Origin of the sequence: Micromonospora sp. NPDC050200 (assembly GCF_040656135.1) — a bacterium.
In the GTDB taxonomy this organism is placed as follows: Bacteria; Actinomycetota; Actinomycetes; order Mycobacteriales; family Micromonosporaceae; genus Micromonospora.
In genome coordinates this window covers 1-19,764 of sequence record NZ_JBFALG010000039.1, presented here as the reverse complement: position 1 = coordinate 19,764, position 19,764 = coordinate 1, and the positions used below count along the sequence as shown (strand labels likewise).

At 72.6% G+C, this 19,764-nt stretch carries 19 protein-coding genes; 5 read left to right on the top strand and 14 right to left on the bottom strand.

What is annotated here, in order from left to right:
- Positions 1 to 8 precede the first annotated feature (8 nt).
- Positions 9 to 245, bottom strand: a complete 237-nt coding sequence (locus tag AB0I41_RS23565; RefSeq protein WP_357111313.1) for a preprotein translocase YidC — start codon at positions 243 to 245, stop codon at positions 9 to 11.
- 303 nt (positions 246 to 548) lie between these two features.
- Between AB0I41_RS23565 and AB0I41_RS23560 the strand changes: the two genes are divergently transcribed.
- Positions 549 to 2,699, top strand: a complete 2,151-nt coding sequence (locus AB0I41_RS23560) for a glycogen debranching N-terminal domain-containing protein (protein WP_357111310.1) — start codon at positions 549 to 551, stop codon at positions 2,697 to 2,699.
- Positions 2,700 to 2,799: 100 nt separating this feature from the next.
- On the opposite strand, the gene AB0I41_RS23555 is transcribed toward AB0I41_RS23560, so the two are convergent.
- Genes AB0I41_RS23555 through AB0I41_RS23505 form a run of 11 tightly spaced genes read right to left on the bottom strand, consistent with a single transcriptional unit; the run spans position 2,800 to position 13,903 of the window.
- Complete coding sequence (locus tag AB0I41_RS23555; protein ID WP_357111307.1) at positions 2,800 to 3,327, bottom strand: hypothetical protein; 528 nt, start codon at positions 3,325 to 3,327, stop codon at positions 2,800 to 2,802.
- A gap of 14 nt (positions 3,328 to 3,341) precedes the next feature.
- Positions 3,342 to 4,112 carry a hypothetical protein gene (locus AB0I41_RS23550; RefSeq protein WP_357111304.1) on the bottom strand — a complete coding sequence of 257 codons (771 nt, stop codon included), beginning with the start codon at positions 4,110 to 4,112 and terminating at the stop codon, positions 3,342 to 3,344.
- On the bottom strand, positions 4,109 to 5,362 hold the full coding sequence (locus AB0I41_RS23545; protein WP_357111302.1) for an MlaD family protein: 1,254 nt from the start codon (positions 5,360 to 5,362) through the stop codon (positions 4,109 to 4,111). Before AB0I41_RS23545 ends, AB0I41_RS23550 begins: the two co-directional genes overlap by 4 nt.
- The gene (locus AB0I41_RS23540; RefSeq protein ID WP_357111299.1) at positions 5,359 to 6,774 is read right to left on the bottom strand and encodes an MCE family protein; all 1,416 of its coding nucleotides are present in this window, start codon (positions 6,772 to 6,774) and stop codon (positions 5,359 to 5,361) included. Before AB0I41_RS23540 ends, AB0I41_RS23545 begins: the two co-directional genes overlap by 4 nt.
- Positions 6,771 to 8,021, bottom strand: a complete 1,251-nt coding sequence (locus AB0I41_RS23535) for an MCE family protein (protein ID WP_357111296.1) — start codon at positions 8,019 to 8,021, stop codon at positions 6,771 to 6,773. The genes AB0I41_RS23540 and AB0I41_RS23535 overlap by 4 nt, the downstream gene beginning before the upstream one ends.
- Positions 8,021 to 9,004 (bottom strand): MCE family protein, encoded by a 984-nt coding sequence (locus AB0I41_RS23530; RefSeq protein ID WP_357111293.1) that lies wholly within the window; start codon positions 9,002 to 9,004, stop codon positions 8,021 to 8,023. The genes AB0I41_RS23535 and AB0I41_RS23530 overlap by 1 nt, the downstream gene beginning before the upstream one ends.
- Positions 9,001 to 10,035: an MCE family protein gene (locus AB0I41_RS23525; RefSeq protein ID WP_357111290.1), complete on the bottom strand. Its 1,035-nt coding sequence runs from the start codon at positions 10,033 to 10,035 to the stop codon at positions 9,001 to 9,003. The genes AB0I41_RS23530 and AB0I41_RS23525 overlap by 4 nt, the downstream gene beginning before the upstream one ends.
- Positions 10,032 to 11,315, bottom strand: a complete 1,284-nt coding sequence (locus tag AB0I41_RS23520) for an MCE family protein (protein WP_357111287.1) — start codon at positions 11,313 to 11,315, stop codon at positions 10,032 to 10,034. Before AB0I41_RS23520 ends, AB0I41_RS23525 begins: the two co-directional genes overlap by 4 nt.
- Before the next feature lie 2 nt (positions 11,316 to 11,317).
- Positions 11,318 to 12,121 (bottom strand): ABC transporter permease, encoded by an 804-nt coding sequence (locus AB0I41_RS23515; RefSeq protein WP_357111284.1) that lies wholly within the window; start codon positions 12,119 to 12,121, stop codon positions 11,318 to 11,320.
- A 1-nt stretch (position 12,122) separates the two neighbouring features.
- Entirely contained in the window at positions 12,123 to 12,893 is a 771-nt protein-coding gene (locus AB0I41_RS23510) for an ABC transporter permease (RefSeq protein ID WP_357111281.1), read from the bottom strand.
- Positions 12,890 to 13,903, bottom strand: a complete 1,014-nt coding sequence (locus AB0I41_RS23505; RefSeq protein WP_357111279.1) for an ABC transporter ATP-binding protein — start codon at positions 13,901 to 13,903, stop codon at positions 12,890 to 12,892. The genes AB0I41_RS23510 and AB0I41_RS23505 overlap by 4 nt, the downstream gene beginning before the upstream one ends.
- 160 nt (positions 13,904 to 14,063) lie before the next feature.
- On the opposite strand from AB0I41_RS23505, the gene shbA reads away from it, so the two are divergent.
- Genes shbA through AB0I41_RS23490 form a run of 3 tightly spaced genes read left to right on the top strand, consistent with a single transcriptional unit; the run spans position 14,064 to position 15,744 of the window.
- Positions 14,064 to 14,642 carry an RNA polymerase sigma factor ShbA gene (gene shbA / locus AB0I41_RS23500; RefSeq protein WP_357111276.1) on the top strand — a complete coding sequence of 193 codons (579 nt, stop codon included), beginning with the start codon at positions 14,064 to 14,066 and terminating at the stop codon, positions 14,640 to 14,642.
- Positions 14,639 to 15,511: an anti-sigma-D factor RsdA gene (locus AB0I41_RS23495; protein ID WP_357111273.1), complete on the top strand. Its 873-nt coding sequence runs from the start codon at positions 14,639 to 14,641 to the stop codon at positions 15,509 to 15,511. Before shbA ends, AB0I41_RS23495 begins: the two co-directional genes overlap by 4 nt.
- Positions 15,512 to 15,534: 23 nt before the next feature.
- Positions 15,535 to 15,744: a hypothetical protein gene (locus tag AB0I41_RS23490; RefSeq protein WP_357111270.1), complete on the top strand. Its 210-nt coding sequence runs from the start codon at positions 15,535 to 15,537 to the stop codon at positions 15,742 to 15,744.
- A 64-nt stretch (positions 15,745 to 15,808) separates the two neighbouring features.
- Here AB0I41_RS23490 and AB0I41_RS23485 read toward each other — a convergent pair whose 3' ends face one another.
- Complete coding sequence (locus tag AB0I41_RS23485; protein WP_357111268.1) at positions 15,809 to 16,771, bottom strand: TetR/AcrR family transcriptional regulator C-terminal domain-containing protein; 963 nt, start codon at positions 16,769 to 16,771, stop codon at positions 15,809 to 15,811.
- 216 nt (positions 16,772 to 16,987) lie between these two features.
- On the opposite strand from AB0I41_RS23485, the gene AB0I41_RS23480 reads away from it, so the two are divergent.
- Entirely contained in the window at positions 16,988 to 18,640 is a 1,653-nt protein-coding gene (locus tag AB0I41_RS23480) for a carboxylesterase family protein (RefSeq protein ID WP_357111265.1), read from the top strand.
- Between the two features lie 313 nt (positions 18,641 to 18,953).
- Here AB0I41_RS23480 and AB0I41_RS23475 read toward each other — a convergent pair whose 3' ends face one another.
- The gene (locus AB0I41_RS23475) at positions 18,954 to 19,649 is read right to left on the bottom strand and encodes a 50S ribosomal protein L11 methyltransferase (RefSeq protein WP_357111262.1); all 696 of its coding nucleotides are present in this window, start codon (positions 19,647 to 19,649) and stop codon (positions 18,954 to 18,956) included.
- Positions 19,650 to 19,764 lie beyond the last annotated feature (115 nt).

Below are 19,764 nucleotides of genomic sequence, written 5' to 3'. Positions count from 1 at the left end.
ACGGGTCATCAGCGGGTGGCGTCAGGGTGCCCGACCATGCTGGAGCCGCCGCCGCTGCTGCCGGACGAGCTGCCGGCGACGCCCGACCCGTCGTCCTCGGTGACCACGTCGGGGCGTGCGTCGGTGTCGTCCGGGGCCGGGACGTCGGTGTCCGCCTCCGCCTGGACGAGCCGGGCCTGGCCGGCCTCGTCCTCGGCATGCTCCGGGTCGACCGGCAGCTCACCGTCACGCGCCTGGTACCCCACGGTCGTCTCCTGTCGGTGACGTATGTGTCCGGCGACGGCTACCCGGCGCGTCGGGGGTGAAACCTCAGCTCCGGGCCGCTCCGGACAAGGCGCCAGACGCGGGTGGCCGAATCTCGCGGGCGCGTGCGGCGGCGCGGATCAGCCGGGGTGTACGGGCGGCGCGAGCGGGTAGGCAGGCCCCCGACCGGCTGCCCCACAGCACCACGCCCGGGCCGCAACCGCAGATCAGGGGGTGCGACCTATGCCGCTTCCGCACGCATCACCCGGTCACCGCGAGGTGCCGTCGCGCCGGCCGCACGGCCGATGAGCCGGGTCCGGAACCTGCGCGTCCGCCCCGACCTGCTCTACGTGGCGAGTGGGTGGAGCACGCTGGTCACCGACGTGCGCGGCCGGATCACCGGAACGGACCCGCAGGGCTTCTTCGCACGCAACACCCGGGTGCTCAGCGCCGAGCGGCTCACGGTCGGCGGTCGCGAGCCGGTTCCGTTCAGCACGGCGAACGTGCAGGGCCACGCCCAACTGTCGTACGCCGAACTCGGCGACGGCGAGGCGCTGCCCTCCCGGGCGGCCTACCTGCTGATGGAACGCTTCGTCGGCGAGGGGCTGCGCACCAGGTTGACCGTGGTCAGCTACGCCCAGCAGCCGCTGACCCTGCCGATGCGGATCCACCTCGCCGCCGACTTCGCGGACACCAGTGAGGCCGAGACGGGCCGCCGTCTGCAGTTCGGCGACGTCGACGCGAGCTGGGATCCCGGGGAGCAGGAGCTGCTCCTGACCTACCTGCGCGACGACCTCGACCGGGCGGTGGCGATCCGGGTACGCGCCGAGGCGCCGGTGCGGTACGCCGACGACGCGCTCGCTGTCGAGGTCACGGTGCCGCCGGGCGGAAGCAGCCGGGTGGAACTCGTCGTCGAGCCCGTCTTCGACGGGCAGCGCCTGGCCGCCCCGCCGCCGAGCTTCACCGGCCCCGTCGATGCCGCCACTGCCGCCGGCGCCCGACTCGCCCGCGAACTCACCCGGCTGAGCAGCACCAACTTCGACGTCACGGCGGCCTGGCGGTGCGCGGTCGACGACCTGACCGTGCTGCCGCTCGGCGAACCGGCCGGGCCGACGGCGCCGATGGCCGGGCTGCCGATCTACCAGGAGATCTTCGGCCGGGACACGATGACCGCGTCCTGGCAGGCCCTGCTCGCCGGGCCGACGATGCTGGCGGACAGCCTGCGGCTCAACGCCCGCCACGTCGGGCGGCGCATCGACGACGGCAGCGACGAGGAGCCGGGCAAACCGCTGCACGAGGCCCGCCTGGGCCCGGTGTCCGTGCTCGGGCTCAACCCGTTCAGCCACTACCACGGCGACTGGTCGACGGCGCCGGACTTCCTGGTCTTCCTCGGGCAGTACTTCGCCTGGACCGGGGACCTCGACACGGTGCGGGACCTCCTGCCGACGGCGCGCCGCGTCCTCGACTGGATCGACCGGTACGCCGACCTGGACGGGGACGGCTTCCTGGAGTACCACTGCCGCGCCCGGTCCGGCCTGAAGAACCAGGGGTGGAAGGATTCGGACACCGCCATCGTCGACGAGCACGGGCGGGTGGTGCCGAACCCGATCGCGACCAGCGAACTCCAGGCGTACTGGTACGCCGCGCTGCGGCACGCCGCCGTGGTGTTCACCGCGACCGGTCACCCGGCGCTCGGCGCCACCCTGCTGGCCCGGGCGAGGGCGTTACGTCGCCGCTTCCACCGGGCCTACTGGATGCCCGACGCCGGCTGCTACGCGATGGCACTCGGGCCGGACAAGCAGCAGGTGCGGTCGGTCAACTCCAACGACGGCCACCTGCTGGCCACCGGCATCGTGCCGACGCGGGTCGCTCCCCTGGTGGCCCGCCGGCTGCTCGCGCCCGACATGTTCAGCGGCTGGGGCGTGCGTACCCTGTCGGCGGCGCATCCGGCGTACAACCCGTTCAGCTACCACCGGGGCAGCGTGTGGCCGGTGGAGGCGGGCACGATCGGGGTCGGCCTGGCTAGGTACGGCTGCTGGGCGCAGCTGCACCGGCTGGCCGAGGGGATGTTCGCCGCGGCGGCGCTGTTCGAGGAGCACCGCCTGCCCGAGGTGCTCAGTGGCCTGCCGCGCGACGACGCCCATCCGCATCCCGGCGTCTATCCCAACTCCTGCTCGCCGCAGGCGTGGTCCGCCAGTTCGGTGATCATGCTGATCCAGGCGCTGCTGGCGCTGCGCCCGGCCGCACCGCTGCGGACGATCGTCGTGGACCCGCACCTGCCCGAGTGGTTGCCGGATCTCCGGTTGGAGGGCGTGCGGGTGGGTCGCGCCACCGTCGACCTCACCGTCCGCCGCGGGCGCGGTGGCCGCACGTCGATCCGCGCCCGCGGCGACCGGATAGCCGTGGTCCGCCGACCGACGGTGCAGGCGATGGCCGCCCGCCGCCACCGTTGCTGACCGGCCGGTGCGCCCGCCGCGCCCGTCGGCCCGGACCGCCGCCACCGGTCCGCAGGGAAGGCGACGAGGTCTGCGCCCACCTGCGGAAGGCGTCGTCGCCTCAGATGGCCGTGGCCTTGGCGACCTTCCACTCACCGTCGACCGGGACCAGGGTGAGCACCACCCGGTTCTGGTCGACCTTCTCCCCCGCCGTGTTGACGTTGCGCCGGAACTGGTTGAGGTACACCAGCAGCTCGACCCGGTCGGTGGTCGCGGTCACCACGCCCGTCGCGGACACCTCCGCGGCCACCACCGCCTGCTGCTTCGCGGCGGTCTGCTTCAACGCCGCCGTGGTCTGCTCGTACTCCTTGCCGAACGAGCCGGTGGCGAAGGTGCGGCCGTTGGCGACGCTGTCGTCGAAGGTGCGGTAGTCGTAGGAGAAGATCGCCTTGGCGGCGGCGGGCGCGGTGGCCAGCGCCTGACGTACGGCGATGTCCCGCTGCTCGGCGCGGTGGTCACCCCACCAGGCCAGACCGGCGACGGTGGCCGCGAGCACGATCGCGACGACCAGTGCCGGGACGAGCCCGATCCGGCCGGGGTGCCACCGGGGGGCGCGCAGCCGGCGCGCGAAGTCGAGCAGGGTACGCACGGGTCCTCCCTCTCTCATCCGACGAACTGCAGGCGGGACACCAGCCACCGGCCGGAGTCCTTGTCGTGGACCATGTCCATCTGGATCCGGTAGTGCGACGGCCGCCCCTCGGGTGACTTGACGTTCTTGACGGTGGCGTCGACCGCCACCAGCACGACCGCCCGGCTGCGGTCACCGGAGACCAGCCCGGCCCGCAGCACCGACCCGCGCGAGTCGACCTTGTTCTCCACGACCGCGGCCCGGACCTGGGACTGTCCCCGGGTGAACTCCTCCTTGAAGTCACCGGTGGCCCCGGCCGTGATCCGCTGGATGTCCCGGTCCACGCTGGCCGCGCTGACCGACACGAAGTTGACGCCGGCCTGCTTGGCGGCGGCGATCGCCTCCTGCCGGGCCTGGTCCGTCGCCCGGTCGACGTACCACCGGTGACCGGCCACGCCGGCGGCCGCGAGGGCCGCGGCGAGCACCGCCACGAGCAGGACGATCAGCGGGCGCCACGGTCGCGTCGGCGCCGCGGTGGCCCGCTCCTCGGCGGGGCGGCCATCGGCGGCCTCCTCCGGGGGAGCGTCCGCGTTCGCCGGATCCTCGAACTCCGCCGGGTCCTCGACCGGTTCCCGGTCGAGCCGCTTCAGCAGGTCCTCGATCGGCTCCCCCGGCTGCGGCAGCTGACGGGGGACGATCCGGCGTTGCCCCGCCCGACCCGGCACCCCAGGCTTCGCCCCCTTGATGACTTTCAGCGTGTGGTTCCTACGGGCCCGCATCGCCACCTCCTCCTTCGCGCCGGTCACGGGGTCACCCCGGCGAGCAGCAACTGCTTCCACGACTGGTCCCCGGCCATCCGGGACTGACCGCCGGTCCCGCCGAACTGCAGCGGTCGACCGTCGGAGCCGAGCACGAGGCCGGTCGCCGGGTCGTACCCACCGGTGGTTCCGGCGGTCGGCGCGGCGCCGGACGACGCCGGGCCGGCCGCCGGTTCCCGGCCCCCGGGTCGGGGGGCGTTGGCGTTGCCGCGCACGCTGGCGCCGGCCGCCCGCTCCCCCGGGCTGCATTTCGTGCTGCCCCCCCGGTACACGCAGGACGGCGGGTCGTCGAGGTTGACGACCAGGCCGAGGTGGGCGGTGCCGTCGCCCGGGGTGACAGTGAAGCCGCCGGCGACGGCGATCGGGTACACCACCAGCATCTGCTCGATGCCGGGCAGCCGCCGGGCGGCGATGCCGTTGACGGTCACCAGGTTGCCGAGCAGAGTGCCGACCGTCGGTTCCAGACCCCGCAGCAGCGCGGACAGTTCACGCCCGGCGGGAGGTCCGGCGGCGAGCAGCCGCCGCAGGTCCGGGTCGGCCTCGCGGAGGGTGGCCGCCAGCTGGGCCAGACCCGCCGCCCACCGGCGCAACGCCTCGGCCGACTCCGCCTGGGTGGTGAGCACGGTGCGTCCGTCGTCGATCAGCGCGAGCGTCTCCGGCAGCCGGGCGTCCGCCTCGGTCAGCAGCGCGTCCCCGGCGTCGAGGATGCTGGCCAACGCCGTCTCGTTGCCCTCGAACGCGGTGCCGAGCTCGGTGATCAGGACGGTGAGGTCCTCCGGGTCGACGGAGCGGACCAGGGCGTCGAGGTTGGTCAGCAGGACCTCCGGGGCGAGCGGGACGCCGGTCCGGTCCGCCGGGATCACCGCACCGTCGGTGAGGTACGGCCCGCTGTCGCGGTCCGGGCGCAGGTCCACGTACTGCTCGCCGACGGCGGAGCGCTGAGCCACCACGGCCCGCAGATCGTCGGGCACCCGGACGTCGCGCCGCAACCGCAGGTCGGCGCGGACCCCGTCGCCGTGCAGGGCGACTGCGGTGACCCGGCCGACCGGCACCCCGCGATAGGTGACCGGGGCGTTGGGGAAGATCCCGCCGGCCCGGGCGAGGTCCATGTGGACGACGTAACTTCCGCCGAGCAGCCGGTCGCCGATACCGACGTAGCGGACGCCGACGTAGCCGACGCCGAGGACGCTCACCAGAACGAACGCCAGGACCTGCAGTTTCGCGGTACGTCCGATCATGGCTTCAGTCCCCCTCGGAGGATGTCCGGCAGGCCGCCGATCTGTCCGGTCACCGCGCCGGTCACCGGTAGCACGCACTGCGCCGACATGACGGTGCCTGCGGGCAGTTCGGTCCCGGCGGGGAAGGCGGTGCCCGGTGGCACGACGCCCTTGGGCAGGATCAGTCCGCCGATGGGCACCGTCGAGCCGGGCTTGAGCAGAACGCAGCCCTCCGGCAGCAGACAGTCCTTCGGCGGCGTCCAGGTGGCGGGGAACTTGTCCGGGTCGGGCAGGCACTCGAGGAGCGGCAGGCCGGGCAACGGACCGGTGCCGAGGCCGGGCAGCGGGACGGCAGGCGACGATCCGCCGACGGCGGGCGGCCCGGTCGGAGTGGCCGTCTTCGGCGGCGCCACCGGGCCTGCCGGCGCGGGGGCTGCGGCGGCCAGGTTCGCCAGGATCGAGGCCGAGTCGAGGTCGGCGGTGACGGACAGGTTGACGAAGTCGCCGACGATCGCGCCGGTGACGTTCGGCGGGAACGGGTACGACAGCATGAAGTCCAGGGACTTCGGCAGGTCGTCTCCGGCGCGTACCAGCTGCTCCAGGATCGGTTGCAACGCCCGGAGGTCGGCCACGGTGTCGTCGCGGCTGCGGTTGACGACCCGGGTGCCGACGTCGCCGAGTTTGTCCAGGGCGGTCAGCGCCCCGGTCAGTTGGGCGCGCTGGCGGGCCAGCACTGTCAGGCCGGGGGCGAGGGAGTCCACCGCGTCGCCGAGCACCTGCTTCTGCCGGTTGAGCCGGCCGGTCAGCCGGTCCAGGGCGTCGAGGGCGCGGACCAGGTCGGCCCGCTGCTTGTCCAGCCCGCCGATGAACTCGTCGAGCTGGCCCAGCGCGTCCCGGACGGCGGGTTCCCGTCCGGCGAGTGCGGTGCCGAGTTCCTGGTTGATGGTCCGCAGTTGAGCCAACCCGCCACCGTTGAGCAGCAGCCCGAGAGCGGCAAGGACCTCTTCGACCTCGGCGCCGCGGTTGGTGCGGGACAGCGGGATGACGTCGCCGTCGGCGAGTCGGCCGCTCGCGGCTCCGGTGATCGGCGCCGCGACGGTCACGTACTTCTCGCCCAGCAGGCTGCTCTGCCGGACCGCGGCGGTGGCGTTGGACGGCAGGCGCACGTCGGTGCCGATGCGTAGGGTGACCCGGGCGGTCCAGCCGGCGAGGGAGATCTCCTCCACGCTTCCGACGGTCACGTCGTCGACCTTGACGGCGGCCTGCGGCACCAGGTCGAGCACATCGCTGAACTCGGCGGTGACCGTGTACCCCTCGCCCTTCGGGGCGCCGCCGGGCAGCGGCAGGTCGGCGAGGTCGGGCAGGCCGCACCCGGCCGGCAGCAGCGCCACCAGGACCGCGCCGGCCAGGGCACGCAGTGCCCGGGCGGTCATGACACGCCTCGCAGGATGCCGCCGAGGGTGGGGTCGCTGGTGATGCCGGGGCCGCCCGGCGCCTGGTCGGGGATCGGCGCACCGGGGGAGCTGACGGAAGGATTTCCCGGTGGGGACCCGCCGGTCGCCGGGGCGCCGGGCGGCAGCTTGAGCAGCTTGCGCAGCTGGTCGGTCAGGGGCAGCCCGCGCTGGTGCAGGGTCTGCGCGAGCGCCATGCACTTCGCGGGCACTTCGGCGACGGGGAGCTGGTCCACCAGCAGTGAGCAGGCGAAGCTGGCCGGGTCGTACGGGCCCATCGCGTTGTCGCGGGTGTCCAGGGTGCCGGACCGTGGGTTGTACGAGAGGGCGAGGTTGTTCACGGCGAGCGGGGCGACGTCGAGGATGTCGATGACCGCCTGTTGCTGGCGGACCAGCACGCCGGTGATCTCCGTCAGCGCGGCGACGTTGGAGGTCAGCGCGGCCCGGTTCTGCTTGACGAACGCGGTGACGTCGGCCAGCGCGGTGGCGAGGTTGCGCAGCGCGGCGGCCAGCTCGTCGCGGTCGCCGGCGAGCTGTTCGGCGACGTCGGCCAACTGCCGGTTGAACGCGCGCACCTGCTGGTCGCTGCGGGCGAGGGCGGTGGTGAAGCGTTGCAGGTTGGCGACGGAGCCGAAGAGGTCCTGCCGGCCGTCGGAGAGGGTGGTCAGCGCCCGGGACAGTCCGTCGAGGGTGTCGTGCAGGTTCTGCCCGTTGCCCTCCAGGTTGGCCCGGCCGGTCGCGACCAGGTCGGACAGGGCACCGTCGCGGTTGGCACCCTCCGGCCCGAGGGTGCGGTTGAAGTCGTCGAGCGCCTGGTAGACATCGTCGATCTCCATCGGCGCGGCGGTCCGCCCCAGCGGGATCTCCGCCCCGTCGGTGAGTCTGGCGCCGCCGGCGTAGGCGGGGGTGAGCTGCACGTACCGGTCGCTGACCACGCTGGGCGGGACGATGAGCGCCTGCGCCTCGGCGGGGACGTCGGTCTCGGGGTCGTACGACATGGTGACCTTGACACGGCGGCCCTGCGGGGTGACCTCGAGCACCTCGCCGACGCGGACGCCCAGCACCCGCACGTCCGATCCGGGGTACACCCCGACGGCACGGGTGAAGTAGGCGACCACCCGCCGGTCGGGTGTGCCGTCGCGGAGGACGACCACGCCGGCGGCGACGGCCACCAGCAGGGCGGTGGCGACGGCGACCGGTCGTCGCCAGCGCTGGATGGGACCGGGCATCAGCGGCCTCCCGTCGTGGGCTGGTACGGCTGGAGCAGACCGGACACGTACGAGTCGAACCAGCGGCCGTTGCCGACCACGTTGGCGAACGTCGAGACGAACGGGCCCATCCGCTGGATGGTCTTCTCCAGGTCGTCCTTGTTGCGCTGCAGGATGGCGACCACCTCGCGCAGCTTGCGCAACGCGGGCTCGAGCTGGGCGCGGTTGTCGGTGACCAGTCCGGAGAGCTGGGTGGCGAGTTCGTCGGTGCCGACGAGCAGCTTGTGGATGGCGTCCCGACGCCGGCTCACCTCGGCCAGCAGCGCCTCGCCGTCGGCGACCAGCTTGCGGAACTCCTCGTCCCGGCTGGCGAGCACCGTGGTGACCGAGCGGGCGCGGGAGAGCAGGGTCCGCAGTTCGGCGTCGCGGCCGGCGACGGTGCGGGAGAGCCGGGAGAGTCCGACCAGGGAGGCGTTGACGTTGTGGGGCGTGTCGGCGAAGGTCTCGGACAGGGTGGTGAAGGCGGCGGCGAGCTGTTCGGTGTCGACCTTGTCGAGGGTGTCGGCGAGTCCGGTGACCGCCTGCACCACGTCGAACGGCGCCGCGGTCCGGGCGAGGGGGATCTGCCCGCCCTCGCGCAGCCGCCCCGGTCCGGCCGGTGACAGGGCCAGGTACTTCTGGCCGAGCACGGTCTTGATCCTGATCATGGCGCTGGTGTCGGTGCCGAGGCGGACGCTGTCGTCGTCCAGCCGGAACCGGACCCGGACGTAGGGCGCACCGTCCCGGGCGAGCTCCACCGCGGTCACCTTGCCCACCCGCACCCCGGCGACCCGCACCTCGTTGCCGGTGGTGAGGCCGCTGGCGTCGTGGAAGGCCGCCTGGTAGGCGCGTCCGGTGAGGTCGGCCAGCCGGTCGAGCTGGAAGGCGCCCAGCAGCGCGGCGACGATCAGCGCCAGCCCGACCGTGCCGATGACGACAGGGTTACGTTCCCGGAACGGTGTCATCGGCTGCCTCCGGCGGCGCATCGGGCGGCCGGGGCGCTGAAGGTGGGCACGTCGAGCGGCGCCCGGCCGGCCACCGCCATGTTGCCGTCGAAGTCGCAGAGGTAGAAGTTGAACCAGGAGCCGTAGGAGGCGACGCGGGTCAGGGACTCGTACCGCTCCGGCAGTCGGCCGAGGGTGCCGTCGATGACGGCCGCGTTGCGGTTGAGGGTGCCACTGAGTTCGTCCAGGGCTCGGATGTCCGCGGCGAGCGGTGCTCGTGCCTCGCCGATCAGCGCGGACGTGGCGGTGGTGAGCTCACCGATGCTGACCAGGGACTCGCCGATGGCCTTGCGGTCGGCCGAGAGCCCGGAGACGAACTGCTGCAGCTGGCTGATGCTCTGGTCGAGGTTGCGGTCCCGTTCGGCCAGCGTGGCCAGGACGCCGTTGAGGTTGGTGACGACCCGTCCGATGACGGCGTCCCGGTCGGCGAGGGTGTTGGTCAGCGACGCGGTGCGTTGCAGCAGGCTGCTCACCGTGCCGCCCTCGCCCTGCAGCACCTGGATGATCTCGTAGGCGAGCTTGTTGACGTCCTCGGGATTCAGGGCGGTGAACAGCGGCCGGAAGCCGTTGAACAGGACGGTGAGGTCCAGCGCCGGCGTGGTCTGGTCGAGCGGGATGAGGCCGTCGGCCCGCAGTGGCCGCCCCTCCCCCGGCCCCTCGCTGAGCGCCACGTACCGCTGACCCACCAGGTTGCGGTAGCGGATCTTGGCGCGGACGCTGGTAGCCACCGGGACGTCGCGGGTGACGGTGAAGGCCACCTCGGCGACCGTGCTGTCGACCACCTTGATCCGGCTGACCTGGCCGACCTTCACCCCCGCGACGCGTACGTCGTCCCCGGGGAGCAGCCCGGTGACGTCGGTGAACCGGGCCCGGTAGGTGACCCCGCCGGGCGGGAAGGCACCGAGGGTCTGCGCGAGCAGCGCGGTCAGCAGCAGGGTCACCGCGGCGAAGACCACCAGCTTCAACAGGGGCGCCACCGTCTTGCCGCTCATCGGGCGTTCACCACCCCTCCGCGTAGCAACGGCCCCCAGAGCAGGACCGCGATGTCGGGAACCTCCGCCGGCGGCGTGCCGGTGACGGCACCGACGAGGGGATTGATCAGGGCACGCTCCTCAGCGGTGCCGGCCCGGCCCATGGCCGGGGAACCGCCGGCCGGCGAGGTCCCCGGCAGGCCGACGGGCAGCGGCGTACGAGGGCGCTCGCCCCGGTAGTCGTAACCGTCGTTGATGGGCACCTCCGGCGCCGGCTTTCCCGGATCGGGCACGCCCCGGCAGTGCGGGCCGTCCTGCGCGCCGTAGACCGGCTCGTCGCGTCCCTTCTCGAACTTGCCGCCGTCGCGGGTGACCTCGAGGGTGATGTGCATCCGCCCACCGGCGAAGACCTCCTCGACGCGGGGTTGCAGGGCGACCAGGCCGCTCATCATGCACGGGTACTCGGGGGAGTACGTGGCGAGCAGTTGCAGCACCGGTCGGCTCACCCTGCCGAGCGTGATGAGCTGGTCGCCGTGGCGGTCGAGGAAGCCGCGGGTGAGGTCGGCGGTGTCGGTGGTCTCGGCGAGGAACGCCGCCAACTGTTCGCGCTGGTCGGTGACGGTGCGGGCGGTGACGGTCACGTCGCGCAGCAGGGCGAGCAGGTCGGGCAGCGCGACGTCGTAGCTGTCCAGCACGACCGCCAGTTTCCGGACGTCCTCGGCGATGGTCGGCATCGCCGGGTTGAGCTGCTTCAGGTACGCGTCGAGCCGCTCGACGTTCGCGCCGAGCTGCTCGCCGCGTCCCTCGAGGGCGGCGGCGATGGCACCGAGCGTCAAGGCGAGCTGGTCGGGCCGTACCGCCTGCAGCAGGGGCAGCGCCTGGTCGAGGACCCGTTCCAGCTCGACGGCGGTGCGACTGCGGTCCTGGCCGATCACCGCGCCGTCGCGGATCGGTGCGGCGGCGCCGCCGGTCGGCGGGACGAGTTCGACGTACCGCTCGCCGAAGAGGGTCTTGGGCAGCAGCCGCGCGCTGACATCGGCCGGGATCCGAGACGTCGTGGCCGGGTCCAGGGCCAGCCGGATCCTCGCGCCGGCGCCCTCGCTGCCGACCGAGCGCACCTCGCCGACGACGACTCCGCGTACCTTGACGTCGGCGCCCGGGCTGAGCTGCAGTCCGGCCCGGCCGGCGTGCAGGGTGACCCAGGCGACCGGGGTGAACGCCTTGTTGTACTGCAGCACGGAGGCGGTCAGCGCCGCGGTCAGCAGGGCGATGAAGACGATGCCCAGAATGCGATGTCTCATGGTCACCCCGCGATCCGGACGGTGGTGGTCGCGCCCCAGATGGCCAGCGACAGGAAGAAGTCGACGATGTTGACCGAGACGATCGCGAGCCGGACGGCCCGTCCGACCGCGACGCCGACGCCGGCGGGTCCGCCGCTGGCGGTGTAGCCGTAGTAGCAGTGCACCAGCACGACGATCACGCTGAAGACCAGCACCTTGAAGAAGGACCACAGCACGTCGCCGGGGGGCAGGAACAGGTGGAAGTAGTAGTCGTAGGTGCCGGCCGACTGCTCGAAGTAGTACACGGCGATGGTGCGGGTGGCCAGGTAACTGGTGAGCAGCCCCACCACGTACAGCGGGATGACCGCGATGAATCCGGCGATCATGCGGGTGGTGACCAGGAACGGCAGCGACGGCACGCCCATCACCTCGAGGGCGTCCACCTCCTCGGAGATCCGCATCGCTCCGAGCTGGGCGGTGAACCCGCAGCCGACGGTGGCCGACAGCGCCAGCGCCGCCACCAGCGGGGAGATCTCCCGGGTGTTGAAGTACGCCGAGACGAAGCCGGTGAAGGCGCTGCTCCCGATCTGGTTGAGCGCCTGGTAGCCCTGCAGGCCGACCTCGGTGCCGGTGAAATAGGTCAGGAAGCAGATGACGCCGACGGTGCCGCCGAGCACGGCGAGCGCGCCGGAGCCGAAGCTCACCTCGGCCAGCAGCCGGACCACCTCGCGCTTGTAGCGGCGCACGGTGCGCGGGGCCCAGGCGAAGGCGCGCAGGTAGAAGGCGAGCTGTCCGCCCAGGTCGTCGAGGTACCGCAGGCCAGGCATGTCAGCTTCCCTTCTGCGGTACGACCTGGAAGTACACGGCCGTGACGACGAAGTTCAGCGCGAACAACAGCATGAAGGTGATCACCACGCTCTGGTTGACCGCGTCGCCGACCCCCTTCGGGCCGCCCTTGGCGGTCATCCCTTTGTAGGAGGCGACCAGCGCGGCGGCGGCGCCGAACAGCAGGGCCTTGACCTCGCCCACCAGCAGGTCGGGCAGTTGCCCCAGGGCCTGGAAGCTGGCCAGGTACGCCCCGGGCGTGCCGCCCTGCATGACCACGTTGAACAGGTAGCCGCCGGCCACCCCGACCACGCTGACCAGGCCGTTGAGCAGGACGGCGACCAGCATCGAGGCGAGCACGCGCGGCACCACCAGGCGCTGGATCGGGTCGATGCCCAGCACCTGCATCGCGTCGAGTTCCTCGCGGATCTTGCGGGAGCCGAGGTCGGCGCAGATCGCCGAGCCGCCGGCGCCGGCGATGATCAGCGCGGTGACGATCGGGCCGGCCTCGCGGACCACCGCGAGCACCGACGCGGCTCCGGTGAACGACTGCGCGCCGAGCTGACGGACCAGCGAGCCGAGCTGCAACGCGATGACCGCGCCGAAGGGAATGGAGACGAGTGCGGCGGGCAGGATCGACACCGAGCTGATGAACCAGGCCTGCTGGACGAACTCGCGTACCTGCACCGGCCGCCGGCCGAGGCCGCGCAGGGTGTCCAGGCAGAACGCGAAGAACTCCCCGGTGTCGCGTAGGGCGGTGACGGGGGCGCTCATCCGGTCACCTCGCGGTGGTGCCGCCCGTCGGCGGCGAGCTGCTGGCCCAGGTCGATGGTCGGGTACGCGGTGTCCCGGCCTTCGAAGGAACCCGGTGGCGGGGTGACGCCGTTGTCCCGGCACCACTGCCCGGGTGGCCGCTCGGCCGGTCGGGGCAGCCCGTCCGAGGGCGGCAGCTGCAGCGGGATGGGCGGCAACGGGGGCAGTTCGACGCCGGCGTCCGCCTCCGCCTGCAACTCCTCGGCGTCCTTCTCCTCGGCCATGCCGATCGGGCCGATCCGCTGGGCGTTGAGGAACTGCCGCACCACCGGCTCGGTGCTGGACAGCAGCATCTCCCGCGGCCCGAACATGGCCAGGTGCCCGTGGTAGATCAGCCCGATGTTGTCCGGCACCGTACGCGCGGTGTTGATGTCGTGCGTGACGATCAGGAACGTCGCCCCGGTCCGCTGGTTGAGGTCGATGATGAGCTGGTTCAGGTAGGCGGTGCGCACCGGATCGAGCCCGGAGTCGGGCTCGTCGAACAGGACGATGCGGGGGTCGAGCACCAGCGCGCGGGCCAGCCCCGCCCGCTTGCGCATTCCGCCGGAGATCTCGCCCGGCAACTTCTTCTCGGCGCCGACCAGGCCGACCATGTCGAGCTTCTCGTTGACCACGTCGCGGATCTGCGACTCGGACTTGCGGGTGTGTTCCCGCAGCGGGAAGGCCACGTTGTCGTAGATGGTCATCGAGCCGAACAGCGCGCCGTCCTGGAACAGCACGCCGAACAGCTTGCGCAGCTCGTACAGCGCGCGTTCGGAGAGCCGGGGCAGGTCCTTGCCCTCGATCCAGATCGAACCGGCGTCGGGCCGGAGCAGCCCCACCAGGGTCTTGAGGAACACCGACTTGCCGGTGCCGGACGGACCCAGCAGCACGGAGATCTCGCCCGCCGGCAGGGTCAGGCTGATGTCCGACCAGACCGGCTGGCCACCGAAGGACTTGGTCAGTCCCTGCACGGCCACTTCGACACCCATGCGCCCTCCCTTCGTCGGCATCAGAGACATCGCGGCGGTCCGACCGAACGCAACAAACTTTTTTCGCACGCACGTGACCACGCGACGCGGCCTATGCAAAGTGGCCCGCGTCTCGATACCGTGCGGTTAACCCACCGGTAACGAAGGTGTCTCGCAATCCATGACCACAGCGATCCAGCCAGAGCTCGTCCGTCGGGCCGCTGACGGCGACCCGATGGCGGTGTCGGCCCTGCTCACCGACGTACGGCCACGGCTCGTCCGTTACTGCCGGGCTCGACTGGGCCGCATCGGCGGGGCGTACACCACCGCCGACGACGTCGCCCAGGAGGTCTGCCTGGCGGTGCTGAAGGCCCTGCCCCGCTACCGCGAGCAGGGAAAGCCGTTCGCTGCGTTCGTCTTCGCCGTCGCCGCGCACAAGGTCGCCGACGCCCAGCGGGCGGCGGTGCGCGACTCCGCCGTCACCATGACCGACACCCCGCTGGAGCGCCCGGACGCGGCGCCGGGTCCGGAGCAGCAGGCCGTGGCCACCGACCTGGCCCGCCGGCTGTCGGTGTTGTTGCGGCGGCTCCCCAATGTCCAGCGGGAGATCATCATCCTTCGGGTGGCGGTCGGTCTGACCGCCGAGGAGGTGGGCACGATCCTCGGAATGTCGGCGGCGGCCGTACGGGTGGCCCAGTCCCGTGCCCTCGCCCGGCTCCGTACGCTTGCCGGCAGCGGACTTGACGAGGTGGCGGCATGAGCAGCGGGCACGGACCGGACGGCGGCGAGGAGCTGGACCTCACCCCGGTCACCCGCGACGACCTGCTCCTCGACGCGCTCGGGCGGGGCGAGGAGGGGACCGACGACGACACCCTCGCGTCGATGCTCGCCGCCTGGCAGGCCGACCTCACCGCCGACGTCGACGGCGTCGGGGCGAGCAGCGTCCTCCTCGCCGTCGGGACGGACACCGACCGGCGGGTCGGCCGGGTCGGCGGCGACCTCCCCGCCGCGGCCGGCCGCGCGCGGTCGCGGCGGCCAGGTCCGTGGGTCCTGCGGCTGGCCGCCGCCGTGGCCGCCGTCATGGTGCTGGCGACGGGCCTCGGGGTCGGCAGCAGGAACGCCGGGCCGACCAGCCCGTTGTGGTCGCTGACCAAGGTCCTGCATCCCGAGCAGGCCGCGGTGCGCACCGTCGAAGACACCATCGGGCGCGCCCGCGAGGCCGTCGCGGCGGGCCGGCTCGACGAGGCCCGGCAGCTGGTCGATCAGGCTCAGCGGGAACTGGTCCCGGTGACCGATCCCGCCGACGTCACCCGGCTGCGTGCCGAGATAGACGCCGTCCTGCGCGACCTGGCCGCGCCGGGTTGCCCCACCTGGCCCCAATGCGCGACGCCTCCAGCACTGACACCCGCCGCCTCGACGACGACCGGCAGTCCCCGGGGCACTCCGTCCCCGGCTCCACCCGCGACCCGCCCGGCCTCGCCGCCGGCGGAGCCCACCTCCCGAACCGATCCCCTGCCATCGCTGCCCAGGCTTCCCCTACCGCCGGCGCCGAGCCCGTCGGTGCTGTCGCCGCTGCCGGGGCTGCCGCTGCCGGGGCTGCCGCTGCCCACCGGCGGTCTGCTCGACTGATCGGGTCGGGTAGCGACTGCCCGATGGCGTTTGCGGCGGCTGGCGTCATCGACGTCGTTCCGGTCGGCGCCGCCGCGCACGTCACGGTGACCGACAACGGCCGAGCCGGCGCCGACCCGGTCGGCATTGGGATCGACGGGCTGCGCCGCCGCGTCGAGGCGCCCGACGCCAGCTCGTCCTTACCGGCCCGCGCGGCGGGCCGAGCGTCCTGCACGCGGACCTGCGCATCGTGATCGCCGATGACCTGTTGCTGCTCCGCGAGACATGCGGCGCTGCTCACCGGCACCGGCCACATCGTCACCGGCATGCGCCGATCAGTGTCGCCACACCGTCGAGCATCCGTTGCAGGCCGAACTCGAACAGCGTGTCGATGTTGAGGTCCACGTCCGAGCGTGCCGAAACGGCTGACAGGATCGGGAACGCGCCGGAGCGCAGCGCGGCAGCCAACACGTCCTGCTGCACCCGCAACCACTCGTCGTCGGTCAGGCCGGTGTCCTGCTCAGCCTCCGCCTCCCGCTCCAGGTTCACCGCGGTGCCCCGTACGTAGCTGGCGACCGTGGCGGCCACGTGGACCACCGTCTCCATGTCGAGCCCCTGGCCGGTCACCGCGCGCATCGCCCACTCGGTGTGGGCGATCGCGTGGGGCGCAAGTAACGGGCGGGTCAGCGACACGACCTGGGCCAGCCACGGGTGACGCTGGTACATCGCCCACTGCAGCCGGCAGAGCAGCTCGAGCTGAGCACGCCAGCCGGCGGGCGGCCGGGCCGGTAGCGGCTGCTCGGCGAACGCGGCGTCGGCCATGAGCACCATGAGGTGGTCTCTGCCGTGGATCTGGCGATACAGGCTCATGGTGGGCATGTCCAGGTGGGTCGCGACGCGCCGCATCGTCGTCGCGGCGAGCCCTTCCGCGTCGGCGATGCCGGTGGCGGTCCGCACGATCCGGTCGCGGAGCACCTCAGCGTCGGTGCGACCGGCGATCCGCTGCGGCGATGCGGCGGCCTCGGCGGTGGGCCGCCCGCCGCGCGGGCGACGCTGGGCCAGCACAACGGTGCCGATGCCCGGCATCGCCTCGGCGAGCCCTTCTCGCTGCAGCGTGGCAAGCACCTTGCTGGCAGTGGCCATCGCCACTCCCCATTCCCGCACGATCTGCCGGGTCGAGGGCAGCCGCTCGCCGGGGGCGACCGCCCCGATGGCGATGCGTCGCCGTAGCTCGGCGACGATCCGCGCGTACGGCGGTCCCGGCTCGTCGTCGGGCAACATGTCGCCTCCCCCGAACGGTTCCGGCCGTAGGGGGCTGGCAACCGCACTAGTGCATCAGAGCGCGACGAGCTTAGCCCAGGCAGCGCGACGCGGTTCCGACGCCGGACCGCGCCAGGTGCACTAGTGCTCGGCTGCCGCCGGGTGGCGGTTCGTGGCCATCCTTGCCCGGCCGGCGCGACCAGTGTTCGGCATTCGGAAACGGCAGGGAGAGAGAGCATGCGGACGATCGGACAGCTCGGTCCACGACTGCGGCGATGGAGGACCGTTGCGGCACTCGGCGCGGCCGTCGCGGCCCTGCCCATCGCCTCCACCGCGGTCACCGGCGCGGCCGTGCGCCATCAGCAGGAAGACCCGGCCGTGGTGCGGACCGACCACGGCAACGTGCGTGGCACTGTCACCGAGACGTACCGGGAGTTCCAAGGGATCCCGTACGCGGCAGCACCCGTTGGGGTACGGCGCTGGCGGTCGCCGGAGCCGGCGCCGGCGTGGAGCGGAATCCGTGACGCCACCACGCCGAAGCCCGGCTGCGCCCAACTGGAGGGCCTGCCGATGGACGAGGCGAGCGTCACCGATGACTGCCTGTATCTCAACGTCACCACGCCACGAAACTCGTCGGGGCAGCGACTGCCGGTGGTGGTGTGGCTCCACGGTGGACACTTTCTTTTCGGTCAGGGCGACACATACGGTGGGCAACGGCTCGCGATCGGCGGTGAGGTGGTCGTCGTGACGCTGAACTACCGGCTCGGCCCGCTCGGATTCCTCGCGCATCCCGCACTCGAGGGCGCGCAGGGCGTGGACACGTCGGGCAACTACGGGTTGGAGGACCAGCAGGCCGCGCTGCGCTGGGTACGGGCGAACGCGGCAGCGTTCGGCGGCGACTCGGGCAATGTCACGATTGCCGGGCAGTCTGCCGGCGCCACCAGCGTCTGCGCCCATCTGTCCGCGCCCGGCTCGGGTGGGCTCTTCCACCGCGCCATCATGCAGAGCAACGGGTGCGTGCTGCCCTTCCGTACCCGGCAGGAGGCGCGGGAATCGTCCGCGGCGTTCGTCACGGCCGCCGGGTGTGACAACGACCCGGCTGGCGTCGAGTCCTGCCTGCGTGGCCGCTCGGCGCGGCAGTTGGTGGAGGCGGCCGCGTACCCCGGGCAGACCGCGTGGGGCGCCGAGCCGGTCGCCGGCGGACCGGTGCTGCCCGTCGATCCCGCCGAGGCGGTGGCCACCGGCCGGTTCCACCGGGTACCGGTCCTCATCGGCGCGACCCGCGACGAGTACCGGGCTCAGGTGTGGGGCATGGAGCGCACCGGCATGCTGTGCGCGCCCGGTGAGGAGGCGCCCTGTCCCCTCACCGAGGATCAGTACCTCGGCATGGTCGAGGCGACCTTCGCCGGGGACGCCGCGACCGTGCTGGCCCGCTACCCGCGGACCCGGTACGGCTCCGCCACCGAAGCGCTGTCCGCGATCATGACGGACTTCGAGTACGCGCGGCCGATCTTCGACAGCGCGCTGGCCTTCAGCCGACACGTGCCGACGTACATGTACGAGTTCGCCGACCGGGACGCGCCGTTCTACGCGGAGCCCGCCACGCCGAGCTTCCCCACCGGCGCCTACCACACGGCGGAGCTGCCCTACCTGTTCACCGTCGACTACAGCCACCCGCTCTCCGCCGGCCAGGAGCGGCTCGCGCAGACCATGGTGGCGTCCTGGAGCCGATTCGCCCACGCCGGCGATCCTGATGGCGTTGGCCTGCCCGACTGGCCGCGGTTCGACGGACGTTCCCCGTACGTGCAGGCGCTCGTCCCCGACGCCATCGGCCGGACCGACTTCACGGTCGAGCATCAGGTCGCGCTCTGGCGGTCCCTGCCGAGCTGAACGCCCCGGTCAACGGCTGGGCCGTGCCACGCCGCCAGGCAGGCACGGCCCAGCAGCGACCATGACGGTGCGGCGGTCAGCCCCGCAGGACGCCGCGATCGTGCGCCGGACGCGCGGTGTGGTCGCCCGAGGCGAGCTGGCTGGGGCGCTGCCCGGCACAGCGCCTGGCTCAGCCCTCTGCGGCAGCCCGGAGCAGCCTGGCGAAGAGCGCGATACCCCCGGTCATGATGCGGGGCGAGCAGCTGTCTGCTGGATCGACCGGGGCACCCGCGAAGACCTGCCCGTTTCCCCACAAACCGGCCGACCACGTGTCTTACCAGGTCAGCGTCCCGTCGCCGTGGCTTGGCGGCGGGCGGGTGAACTCCCATACGTCGACCCGGCCGATCAGTTCGGGCACCAGGCGGTGCCAGGCCGGGTCGAGTGGCAGGTGGGCGTGGGTGAGCACCGACGGCGCCGACCAGCGGCTCCCGCAGAGATCGGGTGCGGCGGCGGGCAGGTCGAGAACTGCGGCGGCGGTGGTCCGCACCCTGGGGGTGCCGGCGTGTCCGAGCACCATGCGGAGGCCGGCGAACCCGTCGTCACCGCCCCCGTCGTGCAGATGCAGCACGTCGTCGTCGACGTCTTCCAGCAGCGCTGTCGGGCGCTGCGGCGGGTTGACGGCCAAGACGTCCGCACGCATCGGACCGAGCTGTCGCCAGTCGGCCTCCCACAGCGTCAGCCGCTGTCGTGCGGCCGGGCCGAGGAGTCGTTCGACGTTCGCGGCGGTGTCGATGAGGCAGTTGGCGTCGTAGTCCTGGGCGATGACGTGCTGGGCGTCGGCCATGAGCGCAGCGATGGTGACCAGGCCGGCGCCGCACCCGGTATCCACCACCACCTCCCCGGCCGTGTCCTGGACCGCGCTGGCCAGCAGAGCCGAGAACGAGGACGGACGGTGGACCCGCGGACTCGTCACCAACTCGGCGCCGAGCGCCGTCCAGCGCTCCAGGTCCGACCGAATGCCCGCCGTCATGTCCACCTCACCAAGGTCACGAACCCGATGAGTCTACTGCCGGGCGAACGCTACCGAGCGGCAGCGGCGGGGGCCGGCCCCCCAGGGGGTCGGGGCGGGCCCCGCCCGCCCCCCC